General features: G+C 44.7%; 14 protein-coding genes. All 14 read right to left on the reverse strand.

The window, feature by feature from the left end:
* Positions 1 to 69: 69 nt before the first annotated feature.
* Positions 70 to 1,116, reverse strand: coding sequence for an NAD(P)H-dependent glycerol-3-phosphate dehydrogenase (locus ACFQZR_RS17940; RefSeq protein ID WP_379348244.1), 1,047 nt, complete (start codon positions 1,114 to 1,116; stop codon positions 70 to 72).
* Positions 1,109 to 1,723: a glycerol-3-phosphate 1-O-acyltransferase PlsY gene (gene plsY, locus ACFQZR_RS17945; protein ID WP_018755297.1), complete on the reverse strand. Its 615-nt coding sequence runs from the start codon at positions 1,721 to 1,723 to the stop codon at positions 1,109 to 1,111. The genes ACFQZR_RS17940 and plsY overlap by 8 nt, the downstream gene beginning before the upstream one ends.
* Positions 1,724 to 1,744: 21 nt before the next feature.
* Entirely contained in the window at positions 1,745 to 3,067 is a 1,323-nt protein-coding gene (der, locus tag ACFQZR_RS17950; RefSeq protein ID WP_018755296.1) for a ribosome biogenesis GTPase Der, read from the reverse strand.
* Between the two features lie 128 nt (positions 3,068 to 3,195).
* Positions 3,196 to 3,831 (reverse strand): YphA family membrane protein, encoded by a 636-nt coding sequence (locus ACFQZR_RS17955; RefSeq protein WP_379348247.1) that lies wholly within the window; start codon positions 3,829 to 3,831, stop codon positions 3,196 to 3,198.
* Between the two features lie 31 nt (positions 3,832 to 3,862).
* Positions 3,863 to 4,924: a type 2 isopentenyl-diphosphate Delta-isomerase gene (fni, locus tag ACFQZR_RS17960; protein ID WP_379348249.1), complete on the reverse strand. Its 1,062-nt coding sequence runs from the start codon at positions 4,922 to 4,924 to the stop codon at positions 3,863 to 3,865.
* Positions 4,925 to 4,951: 27 nt separating this feature from the next.
* Complete coding sequence (gene rpsA / locus ACFQZR_RS17965; protein ID WP_379348251.1) at positions 4,952 to 6,187, reverse strand: 30S ribosomal protein S1; 1,236 nt, start codon at positions 6,185 to 6,187, stop codon at positions 4,952 to 4,954.
* Positions 6,188 to 6,298: 111 nt separating this feature from the next.
* Positions 6,299 to 6,871, reverse strand: coding sequence for a lysophospholipid acyltransferase family protein (locus tag ACFQZR_RS17970; RefSeq protein ID WP_018755292.1), 573 nt, complete (start codon positions 6,869 to 6,871; stop codon positions 6,299 to 6,301).
* 3 nt (positions 6,872 to 6,874) lie between these two features.
* Entirely contained in the window at positions 6,875 to 7,576 is a 702-nt protein-coding gene (cmk, locus tag ACFQZR_RS17975; protein ID WP_379348254.1) for a (d)CMP kinase, read from the reverse strand.
* 134 nt (positions 7,577 to 7,710) lie between these two features.
* Positions 7,711 to 7,941 (reverse strand): hypothetical protein, encoded by a 231-nt coding sequence (locus ACFQZR_RS17980; protein ID WP_379348256.1) that lies wholly within the window; start codon positions 7,939 to 7,941, stop codon positions 7,711 to 7,713.
* A 63-nt stretch (positions 7,942 to 8,004) separates the two neighbouring features.
* Positions 8,005 to 8,658, reverse strand: coding sequence for a flagellar brake protein (locus ACFQZR_RS17985; protein WP_314585374.1), 654 nt, complete (start codon positions 8,656 to 8,658; stop codon positions 8,005 to 8,007).
* Positions 8,659 to 8,799: 141 nt separating this feature from the next.
* The gene (gene ypeB, locus ACFQZR_RS17990) at positions 8,800 to 10,161 is read right to left on the reverse strand and encodes a germination protein YpeB (RefSeq protein ID WP_379348258.1); all 1,362 of its coding nucleotides are present in this window, start codon (positions 10,159 to 10,161) and stop codon (positions 8,800 to 8,802) included.
* Positions 10,162 to 10,435: 274 nt separating this feature from the next.
* Entirely contained in the window at positions 10,436 to 11,128 is a 693-nt protein-coding gene (gene prsW, locus ACFQZR_RS17995; protein WP_379348260.1) for a glutamic-type intramembrane protease PrsW, read from the reverse strand.
* Positions 11,129 to 11,256: 128 nt separating this feature from the next.
* Positions 11,257 to 11,871: a genetic competence negative regulator gene (locus ACFQZR_RS18000; RefSeq protein ID WP_018755286.1), complete on the reverse strand. Its 615-nt coding sequence runs from the start codon at positions 11,869 to 11,871 to the stop codon at positions 11,257 to 11,259.
* 356 nt (positions 11,872 to 12,227) lie between these two features.
* Complete coding sequence (locus tag ACFQZR_RS18005; protein ID WP_379348263.1) at positions 12,228 to 12,662, reverse strand: hypothetical protein; 435 nt, start codon at positions 12,660 to 12,662, stop codon at positions 12,228 to 12,230.
* Between the last annotated feature and the right edge of the window lie 57 nt (positions 12,663 to 12,719).

Consider the following 12,719-nt stretch of genomic DNA (forward strand, 5'->3'; position numbering starts at 1 on the left):
TCCTCTGACGTTAACTTCTACACATCATATGAGGGGGAAAGCTGCTTGGTGTAGGCGTACGAACAGAGCCTACGAATTTCTAAGCCAATCTTCCTTCTGTGTCTTCGCTATTTCCTCGATCTCATGCCTACGCACACGACCCATGAGCGCTTCCACAGCTTGTTTGCCTGGTTTATTCTCGAACAGCACTTGATAGAGTTGGTCTGTGATTGGCATATCCACATGATAATCACGAGCTAACGCGTAAGCAGCTTTGGTGGTTCGAATGCCTTCGACGACCATACCCATCTCCTGCAGCACGGTATCAATCGATTTGCCCTGCCCGATCTTCGACCCTGCCCGCCAATTTCGACTATGTTGACTTGTACATGTCACAACAAGATCTCCGACACCAGCAAGTCCTGCGAAGGTCATCGGATTCGCACCCATCTCTAGACCCAGTCTTGCAATCTCAGCTAATCCACGTGTTAGCAGCGCTGCCTTCGCATTATCTCCATAACCGAGTCCATCTGAAAGACCTGCTCCGAGCGCAATAATATTCTTGAGCGCACCCGATAACTCGACTCCTAGCACATCCGGGTTCGTATAGACGCGGAAAAAGGAGTTAATGAATAAATCTTGTGCTTCTTCAGCTGCTTGAAGATTCGCCGACGCGACGACAACTGTTGTCGGACACAACCGTACGACTTCTTCCGCATGGCTTGGCCCGGATAAAACAACAATATCTGAAGCATCGCATTCTAATTCTTCAGCTATCACGGTAGACATACGCTTCAGCGTCTCCGTCTCGAAGCCTTTTGTCGCATGAATAACCAAGGTATCAGCCTGAAGATAAGCCTTCAACTCACGTGCCACAGCTCTCATCGCAGATGACGGAGCAACAATCAAGACAGCCTCCGCATCACGAACAGCTTCTTCCATCGAAGTCGTCGCTTCGATCCGAGGCGATAAATCAACCCCGGGCAAATAACGTTCATTCCGATGCTGTTCATTAATCTGGTTCACTTGATCGGCATTTCGCGACCACAACATGACATGATGCTCGTTATTGGCAAGGACGCTGGCTAATGCAGTACCCCAGCTTCCTGCTACAAGGACAGCTACTTTTTTAGACAACGCGACGTTCCCCTTTCTTCGCACCCAGCTTGTTCTCTTTCCCCTGAACAATCTTCACGATATTCGAACGGTGTCTGACGAATGCGAATACACACAAGAGTAGGCTCGCCCATAATATTTCATACGGACGATTCATCACAATGAGTAGAATAGGCAATACCGCGGAGAGTATTAATGAACCAAGTGATACATACCTTGTCACAGCAATGACAATAATCGCCGTAATTCCCGCGAATAAGGATGGCAAGAAGGCAAGGGTTGCCATGACACCAATCGTCGTCGCAATTCCTTTCCCGCCTTTGAACCGAAAATAGATAGGCCAATTATGTCCGACAATCGCCGCAATACCACATAGAACGGGAACCCAGGCCGAAATATCGCCCATCCACTTGCCTAGCCATACTGCTAAGACACCTTTGGCCATGTCCAACAATAATACACAAATTCCCGGCCCTTTACCAAGGACTCGTAACGTGTTTGTTGCACCTGCGTTGCCGCTGCCATGCTGGCGAATATCAATGCCTTTCAGCCATTTGGCAATGACGACACTGAAGCTAATCGCACCGATGAGATAACTTAGAATGATTGAGATAATCGCTAGAACCACGGTTCTCCTCCCTTTAATCCTCTATTCTTGATCGGTCTTCCGCCGTGTAAAGATACGAATCGGTGTGCCTTCGAACGTAAATGCAGCCCGAATCTTATTCTCAAGGTACCGTTCATATGAGAAATGCATAAGTTCAGGATCATTGACGAAGACGACAATGGTCGGTGGTTTCACGGCCACTTGTGTCACGTAATTAATCCGCATTCTGCGACCTTTATCTGTCGGTGGAGGGTTAATCGCAATCGCATCTGAGACAATATCATTCAGAATATGCGTCTGGATGCGCTGTGCATGCTGCTCGGATACATGCTGAACAACAGGCAGAAGCTTGTGAAGGCGCTGTTTCGTCAGCGCGGACAAGTAGACAACCGGACTATACGTCATGAATAGGAAATGATCACGGATCTTTTGCGTAAATTGTTGCATGGTCTTATCATCCTTCTCGACAACATCCCACTTATTCACGACAAAGATTGACGCTTTCCCCGCATCATGCGCATATCCTGCGATATGCTTATCTTGATCGATAATTCCTTCTTCCCCATTGATGACGACGAGTACAACATCCGCTCGCTCAATGGCTTTAATCGCACGCATGACACTGTATTTCTCTGTCGATTCGTAGACTTTACCTCGTTTACGCATACCTGCCGTATCGATAAGAACATACTTCTGTCCATCACGTTCAAATGGTGTATCAATCGCATCCCGAGTAGTCCCCGCAATATCACTAACGATAACGCGTTCTTCCCCTAGAATTGCATTCACGAGCGATGATTTACCGACATTCGGACGCCCAATCAATGCGACGCGGATGACATCCTCTTCATATACTTCTTCTTCTTTCTCAGGTAGAAGCTCTACAACGACATCGAGCAAATCGCCTAGCCCGGTTCCATGCGAACCCGATAGTGCAACAGGATCGCCTAATCCAAGGCTGTAGAATTCATAAATCTCATCCATACGGCTTAGATTATCGACTTTATTAACGGCCAAAACAATTGGCTTACCGGAGCGGAACAATAGCTGAGCTACCTCTTCATCTGCATTCGTAAGGCCACTCTTCGCTTCACACATAAATACAATCACATCAGCCTCTTCGATCGCAAGCTCAGCTTGTACACGAATCGACTTCAAAATAACATCCTCGCCATCGATTTCGATACCACCTGTATCAATTACACTGAACGGAACACCATTCCATTCCGCAGTACCGTAAATACGGTCACGTGTAATCCCAGGCTTATCTTCAACGATTGCAAGACGGTCCCCGATAATTCGGTTGAAAATCGTCGATTTACCAACGTTAGGACGTCCTACGATGGCTACTACGGGTCTAGACATAATCCATTTCCTCCTATATCGAATGCTTCACTGTTATCATGAAGCTAAATTCCTTCTAAATTTTCTGATCCACGCCAAAGTATTCGGAATCAACTGCAAAGCTTCTCTTCACTTTGATGGGTCTTTTTTTATTTCTTCCAGCTCTTAAGCCGGTCGTAGAAAAAACCAGCCGTATTCTTACCGAGCAGCATGACGCTCTCCAAAGACCACGCACATAATCTTGCTGTTATGATTGAAATCCACCATTGATCGTACCATGCAGCCGTCCCCAATGTGATTCCAGCCCCACCTGTCAATCCTTGCATAATAGCATCACCAAACAAGAAACCAACCGTGATAATGACTAGCTGTTCTTCAATGGTTTGTACCGCAAGAAGAACGCAAGCCACCGATACGATAACGGGATCCCATCGCGATGACACCCAGATGAAGATCGGATCCAAGATGACGAAATGCCCGAACAACGCATATACGACGCCAATTAATAAGGTAACCGTTATGACATAGATTTTACGATACCATGGGTCCAGCTTATCCAAGCAATATACTGCTGTTACAAGCAGAACCATCACCCCCATATTCAAGGTCAAGGTAGAGTGAATAGGTATCGTAAATAACGCAGCAATGGGAAAAAAAATCATAAACAACAAACAAGATCGATAGGACAATGATGAAATAAATACTTCTCTCCAACCACTGCTAAGTAATATCAGAACAATTAAATACACCAATAACGCGATTGTACCAGCGTTCAATAGGATCACCTCAACTGCTCCTATTATCTGTCAATCGAGTCTATTTTAACCGAGGATCCTGCCTTTGGGCGTAAGCCCTAATATCGATTCCTCGTGCGTAACACCAATGTGCTGTTTCCCCGCCAATGATCATCGGTACATGCCACAAATCGGAGATTCTTGATGCGCCGAGCCCGGTCATGATGAGCGATAGCTGATCATTAAGATTGGTAATCTGCTGAATTACCGCATCTATTCCTTCTTGGTTCAATGTCTTTAAGAACGTTCCTGCAAGTCCTGCAGCTCCGGCTCCAATCGACAGCGCTCTGCATAGATCAAGTGCATTGTTAATGCCTCCGGAAGCGATAATCCGGTTCGGTAGAATAGCCTGTCCTATTTCCAACAAAGCGCAACTTGTCGGAATTCCCCAGTCATTCAGCCATCCTATCGACTCCTCACGCCGAGCGTTCTCGATCGCAGCGAAATTCGTTCCGCCAAATCCCCCGATATCGATCACGGATACCCCCGCATCATGAAGCTTCTTGCCCGCTTCAACGGTCATTCCGAATCCAACTTCCTTCACGATGACAGGAACATCGATGGCGCGCACAATTTGAGCAATGCGTTCAAGGACACCTCGAAAATCCCGATCCCCTTCCGGCATAATGAGCTCTTGCATCGGATTGATATGAATTTGCAAGGCATTCGCACGAAGCATATCGACAGCCATTTTCGCTTGCTCAACGGTTGCCTCACTTCCCAAATTGGCGAATACCAGACCACTCGGATTCATCTCTCGAACAATCGTATAACTAGACCGTACTTCCGGATGCTTAATCGCAGACATTTGCGAACCGACCGCCATGGCAATACCTGTCTCTCTCGCCGCTATTGCTAGATCACGGTTAATTGACTCTGTCTCACGTGCTCCTCCAGTCATCGCATTAATAACAATCGGCGAACTCAATTTGAGCTCGCCGATGTACGATTCGAGTGACACGGAAGAGAGAGACTGCTCAGGCAGACATTGATGCACAAACCGGATATCCGAAAGTCCGTGTTTTCCGCTCTGGCCCGTTTGCAGCGCATGCTGCAAATGCTCAACTTTGCGCGAAACACGCATCTCTCCATTCCCCCCGTATGAATTGTTCTAGTTTTTGAATTTGCTTAGTTTGTCGCCGAATTTCTCTGCAAGAGAGAAGCTCATGCCTTCGTTGCTAAGCGATACGTTAGGGTTGTTCAATTTAATTTCTTCTCTAGGCGCTCTAGCCGAAGATCTTGGTTGCTTCTCAGCTTTAGGAGCTTCTGCAGGAGCTTCTTCTGTTTCTTTGATGCTGAGGCTTACACGTTTCTCAGCAACGTTCAGATCCAAGATTTTCACTTGAACGCTTTGTCCTTCTTTCAATACTTCATGCGGAGTACCAATATGACGGTGAGCGATTTGAGAAATGTGTACAAGGCCTTCAACGCCTGCAGCGATTTCTACGAATGCACCAAAGTTCACAAGACGTTTAACTGTTCCTGTTACGATATCGCCAATATTGAATTGTCCAGCTGCTGTATCCCAAGGACCTGGTTGAGCAGCTTTGATGCTTAGGCTAATTTTGCCGTTCGCAGGATCTACTTTCAATACTTTAACGCGAACGCTTTGACCTTCTTGAACCACATCAGCAGGCTTCTCAACATGCGTCCAAGCAAGCTCGGACACGTGAACCAAGCCGTCTACGCCGCCGATATCAACGAATGCGCCGAATTGCGTCAAGCGTTGTACTGTACCATCAATTTCTTGGCCTTCTTTAATGTTTGCAATGATGTTTGATTTGTTCGCTTCGAACTCTTGATCCAATACGTCTTTTTGAGACAAGATCACTTTGTTGTTCTCCCGATCCAATTCTTTAACTTTCACACGAAGCGTCTTACCTTTGTAATCGCTGAAATCTTCAACGAAATGACGCTCAACCATCGATGCTGGAATGAATCCGCGTGTGCCTACATCAGCAACAAGGCCACCTTTTACGACATCTGCTACAACAACTTCGAAGACTTCTCCGCTGTCAAGCTTTGCTTGCAATTGCTCCCATGCGTTCTCGCTATCGATTTGACGCTTGGATAATACCATTTTTTCGTTTTGATCATCAATTGTCACAACTCTACACTCCACTTCTTGGCCAATTTGTACCGCATCCGCTGCATTGTCAACTTGTACAGAAGACAACTCACGAATCGGGATAATACCATCATATTTATATCCAAAGCTAACAATGGCTTGGTTATCCTCAATCTTAACGATTGTTCCTTTCACCGTGTCCCCTTTTTTGATGGATACGATGTTGTCGAGATCTGCTTGATTCTCAACTGCTTCAACTTGCACATTTTCTTCCGACATTCGTTATACCTCCTCAGTTCAAAGCCCCATTTATTTAAACCTGCCACAGTGGGCAGCGTTCAAAACCATTAAAATGTAGTATCTTTCCAAATTAAAAAATCATGCATGAAATCATCGATATTGATGCTTTAATTGATCAATTCGATTCATGATCTCATCTGTAAGTGTATCCACTGCAGTCTTCGGATCTTCCTGGAAAGGAGTAACGTCAATTGGCTTGCCGTATACCACCTTCACTTTACCGAATAACCGATAGCTCCCGATAATAGCTACAGGTACGACAGCGGCGCCGCTTCGAAGTGCAAAGCTTGCAGCCCCTTTCTTCCCTTCACCTTCAGAATGCCGAGAACCCTCTGGGAATATCCCCATTACTTTGCCATCGCGTAGGATATTGAGCGAGATCTTGATCGACTCTTTACTCACTCCACCACGCTTAACTGGGAACGCACCTAGCTCATGAATTAATTTCCCGAGTAACGGAATCTTGAACAATTCCTGCTTGGCCATGAAATGCACTTTGCGCTCCAAACATATCCCCACCGTTGGCGGATCGAATAGACTCACATGATTCGAGCAGAGCAATACGCCACCTTCAGACGGCACATGTTCTATGCCAATAGCTTCGAGACGGAATAATAATCGATATAATCCGCGTAAAAGGCCTCTACAAAAATTATACAACATAATTTACTTCGCTCCATCCGTTTTGGTTATGCAATAGTCAATAATCTGATCCACAACTTCATCAATGTTCATAGAGGTTGTGTCCAATGAAATCGCATCTTCAGCACAGACGAGCGGTGAAATTTCGCGTTGTTCATCTTGGCGATCACGTGCAGCAATATCATGCATGAGCTGCTCCAGCGTAATCTGTTGACTATCTTTAATCTCTTGATAGCGCCTCTGAGCTCTCTCCTCAACACTTGCTGTGAGGAAAATTTTCAGTTCAGCTTGTGGCAACACATGTGTACCTATATCTCGGCCATCCATCACAACGCCTTTGCTCGCAGCCATCTGGCGCTGCATGTCGACGAGGACGGATCGAAGCGGACCAATCTTCGCATAACTGGATGCATGCTGACTAATCTCGTTCGTACGAATATAGCTTGTTACATCTTCACCATTCACGATAACCTGTTGTGTCAGTTCACCGGGAATTAATTCAATATGTAGCTCTTTCATGGCACCAAGAACACGATCGGTATCACTTGCTGAAATGCCATGGCCCATCATAAACCATGTTACAGCTCTGTACATCGCTCCTGTGTCAACATACACATAAGAAAGCTTCTTCGCGACCTGACGAGCTACCGTACTTTTCCCTGCTCCTGCAGGGCCATCAATTGCAATGTTGATCTTGTCTAGTGTACCTTGCTGCGCATTCAACAACAGGTTGCTCCTCCTCAAAACGTTCCTCAGGTCGAAACGACTTCATTCATCCTTAAATTTCAAGAAAAAAGCAGGCGTTGCCTGCGACGTGAAAATTATACCACACAAAGAAGAGAGATGCAAAAAATAATCCGCTATGGACGCGATTTGTCCGGTATTTTTTGGCTTGAAATCGGAACCCCTTCCAAACGATCGACACCTGAGATAAACCCGCGTACCATAGGGATTCGAAGCAGAATTTGACACACGATGAGCAAGCAGCAGCATATCCACAGCCATCTTTTCAAATGCTTCTCAATACGGTTCGCAAATAGAATAAATAATTGCACATATTGTTCCGCTTGCTGATCTTTATTCCTACGCATCTGATTCACCCTCCAACACGAATTGGAGGCTATTGTTTCCAAATTATGTATGAATTATGCCTGTTATTTTTTACGATAATCAAATTGTTTCTCAAAACAAAAACGAATGATCTTCTGCTGTTCCGTCTCGCTGACTTCACTAAACTTCATCATCACGAGCTGCTTGTCATGCGTGAGTGGCTTGACACGTACGGTCTCAGCAGTGAACTGTGCGTGTTCAACCGCGCCATTACGATAAGGAATCAATAACCAACAAGATATTTGCTGACCCGGCTTCACATTCCATTTCGCGTCACAGCGAAACGATATACCGCCCCCGCTCACATCTTCCGTAATCGCGATGAACTGCACTTGATCCATTAATTTTACGGCAAGCTCTAATTCAGCTGTTACGCGCAAGAAATTACGACGTTGAATCTTCGAAATGGATTCGAGTTCCGGCTTCTTAATGGCAACCATTCGGACAACATCCTGACGTGTCCCACACACATAAGTATTGAAGTAGTTCTTAACGCCGCCTTCCGTAAGAAAATATACAGAGAGCTCATCGCCTAGATGAAGCGGCTTATATCGCCCCGTTCGCTCATCTAACGGAATTTCAATGAATAGATTCGTCTCATCCATTTCTACAATGCGGGACTTATATTCGTGGTTCGCTTCCTGTTCATCTGTTGAAGCCACTTGAATATAAACCAGATCACTTACTCGAGGTAACAACCGAATCACCTGCCATATCTAAATTTCTTCTCGTCTAACCCTCGATCAATGAATACAAAAATCTAGCCATATTATAACATATTGCGTCAATAGCAAAAGCCCTTCGACAGGATTGTCGAAAGGCTCTATAGGATCTTTTTATTAAGCGGGATTTTTCTGTTTCATCCCTTTAAGTTCTTCAATGTTCTCTTCCATGCCTGTATTCGCATTGAGATAGATCCGGTAGGTGGCGCTGTTGATATCGCCGACAAACTCATAGCAGAGGGTCGGCTTTCCTAGCTCGTTCTCAATCATCACCAAGCGGTTGAACCTCTCCTTGAGATCCGGGTTCAAATATTTCCGCGCTTGTTCGACGCTTAGCTTCGGCTTCGTATTTTTCTTATCAAATACATGCTTCTTGTATTCATAGTCACTCGCTTGAATCCCTGTCACTTCGCCATTGTCCAGCGCAATACGTACCGTAATACGTTCTGGATAGAATATAATCCCTTGCTGTTTGCGCGCAAAGATCGTGCTGCCAATATTATCGTATTCGTCATAGCTTACCGGCACCATTTCCGGATAATTATGCTCATTCAAAAATTTCTGTGCGGCTTCCATCGCTTGATCCTTCGAAATCTTCTTCGCGCCAATGTCTCGTGTATCCATATAACTGATCAAATGTCCGCCACGCTTCGTATAATCCAAATGAACGACCGTTTGCGTATCTTTGCGTTTCCCTGTAACCGAGTAAGAGGCGTATTCTGTCTTTGCCCCGTTCTCAACCACTTTGACATCCGTGATCTTATGATCGCCGAGGAACGTGGATGCCTTCTTCTTAATCTCTTCTGTGGTCGCGTTCTGCCCAGACAGCATTTTCACGGAACGTTTGCTATAGACGCTGGCCACCGCTGGTCCCCAGTTAATCTCAGGGTAATTTCCAACCTTTTTGTCAACGGTTTTAAATCCATCGATGATGGAATTATCCAGCTTCTGAGTCTTGCTCGCCATGACTTCCTCCACATCCAGCCAGCGCAGATTGTTCTTCAGCGCCGTTGCCTGCACCTTTTGAAGATCGTTCGAGATCTCCTCCGAATTGCTATAGAGTGTCTTGAGCATTTTCATTTCATCCTTCGTCAAAGGCTCCTTGGTCATATCACGCATCGAAGCCTTGTACGAGAAGTTCGAAATATGGGACAGAAAATCTTCCGTTTTACTAAAAGGCAGCAGTGTCAATGGAAGTTGATTGATTTCGCTCTGCGCCTCGCTTGTAATTCTCCACACATTAGCCAAACTCTTACGATGCATCCCTTGAGAAGCTGAATTTACTGCGAGTGCATTACCTAATTCGCTATGTAATTTCTCAACATGATACGAGAGATCATGGAACGCTCTCTGATACTGGCTTTCCGCCTTTAAAATGACCGCATTTTTCTGCTTATACTGTTGATATCCCCAGTAAGCAGTCGCAATCAAAATAAGGGCGACAATCGGAAATAACACTGCACTTATTCGCTTATACATTGTACAAACGGCTCCTTTCTCATCACAAACTGACGTTAGTGTGATTCAAAAAAGGAAGCTTTATGCATTTCCCGATCGATCGCCCTAATAACGGTCTTCTTCGATTTCAAAATCTTGGGTATTATTACAAAGACATTGTTTGAATCCTGTTTCAATACGGCCGCGTTCTTTCTTCCCTCGGAGGACAAATTTCTCTCCGCAGTTCTTGCACCGAATTCTAACTTTGACCCGCATCCGATCACCTCATTATGAAGTATAACCGGATTTTAATCGTTTAATCTTGTATTTCTTCACGTTTTAATAGACGAAAAGGCGAACGCGAATTCGCACTCTTCACATTCATCATTCCGCGATACCATAGATACACCATGAGAGGAACGATGTACCAAATCCAATACGTTTTGACGGTGAGTAAGACGTAGTCATACACACCATGCCAGAAGAGCGGGATGAGCACCGCATAGAGTAAGTACCGTCTCTTGCGTTTTCCTTCTGAGAATTTCGCTTTACCGAAATAATACCCCATCATGACACCAAAAAGTGCATGTCCAGAAACAGGCAGCAAAGCGCGAACGAGCAAGGTACCAAACGAAGGATGGCTATACCATGCATACAGTAAATTCTCTATGGTTGCAAATCCGAGCGAGACCGCGACAGTATAGAGGATACCATCATAAGGTTCATCGAATTCCGTATGATTATAGACAATATGATAGATCACGAACCATTTGACAGCTTCCTCAACCCCGGCTGAAATACCGAAGGAGAATAAGTAAGGATTATTTCCTAACCACAGCTGCATACCATGTTGGATCACCATAATCGGCAGTACAATGAGAAATCCGAGTAAAAATATTTTGACCACCATGGAGATCGGTTCACTGTCATATCGATCTTTGAGATAAAAATATACAAGCAATGCGATACCCGGCGCGATTGCTGCCGTTAGAATTGAGAACAAAGGCACCGAATATGACCTCCTAAAGTTTTGCGAAGTAAAACTCACTTCGTAAGCATGAGCTTAGTTTTACAGAGTAAAACTTTGACTTCGTAAGCATAAGCCAAGTTTTGCGAAGCAAAACTGACTTCGTAAGATTATTGCAGCGGTGTGAAATGAGCGCAAATCGTACCAATCGCATTGGAAGGCATAACGACTTTGGCATATTCATCAAGTACCGCTGGGGTCACAGAAGTCGCCTCTCCATATTCCGCGAGAAGAGCAATAAGCGCATTATAAGCGCTTTGTTCTAAATCCTTGGGCTCTAGATGTAGAATATAACGATCTTTGTAATAATATAACTTTCCTTCCTCCTCGACATGCGACGCTATCAAATGGGCTAGATCGATGAGGTGCTCGAAGTCGGCGAATGCATACATAATGGTATCGCTTTGCTCCATGGTTACTTCCATCTCATAGACTTCCTCTTCTAACTCATCTTCTAAATTCACACCTAGTGAAGGGACATCATATTTTCCACGGGTCACGATGACCACCATTCCTTGTGCAGGCAGTGCAAACACTTCAACAGCCAACGGTCCTGTTGGATCAAATCCAAGCTCTGTATAGGCTTGATCCATCATTTCGCTGAATAATTCATGAACTTTGGGGATTTCTCTCCACATATCTTCTTTTTGGATTCCGCGCTCTGACAAGTCATCGAACGTAAGGAAAATCCGTATCTTATTTGTACTTAGACGTTCTATTTTCATGACAGGATCCTCCTTAAACAATCATGCTGATAATATAGAAATCATTAAATGTATCTTCCATTATACCATTGAAAGCATCGGTTATAACAGCTTATGAAATTACATATAATGTGTGCTTACAAACGCCCTCAGATATCATGGTAACACTAAATTTCCTCGTTTGCACTAGTTAAGTTCGATCCGAGGATAAAATAAAAACGCACAAAAAAAGAATCATATCACACATTTCTCATGTGCAACATGATTCTTTTTCAACCTATATGATTTTACGCAACGCACGAATAAACTGTTCTTATAAATCCGAAGATACGCTTATCGCCTGACTAAGGCTGATAAGCGTATCTTCTTGGTGCATCTTATAAGGAGGTGTTATTTTCTTTAAGAATGGCGTCCACTTCACGTTTGACAGAAGCTGATTTATTAATCAGATCCTTCAGCTGAGTATGGCTGCTTGCGCTTGCTCCTGACGACTGATCTGAACCGAATTCGGTATCAGACATAGTTGAGGATGCAAAGCTGGAAGTGGCTGATGATGAAGGTGTAGACGATGCAAAGCTACTTGGGGCTTGGCTTGAGGATGACATTGTTGAAGTTGTTGAGGAAGCTGTCGCATCCCCAAACGCTGGGCTTAGCGTCACTTCAATTACTTTATCCTTCGCTTTACTCATCCAGTCATTCACGGATTGACCCATATCACCTGCTTTGGCCATCATCATCTGCTTGTTGTTGCTAATATATACGGCAGCAGCCGCACCAAGCACACCGCCAATCATAAAAGCTGTCATTTTCACGACGAAAACCTCCTCTTTATGATAAGATCATTACATATTGTGACCCTTCAGATAAAA

Source organism: Paenibacillus sp. GCM10027629, from assembly GCF_042676425.1.
In the GTDB taxonomy this organism is placed as follows: domain Bacteria; phylum Bacillota; class Bacilli; order Paenibacillales; family Paenibacillaceae; genus Paenibacillus_K; species Paenibacillus_K terrigena.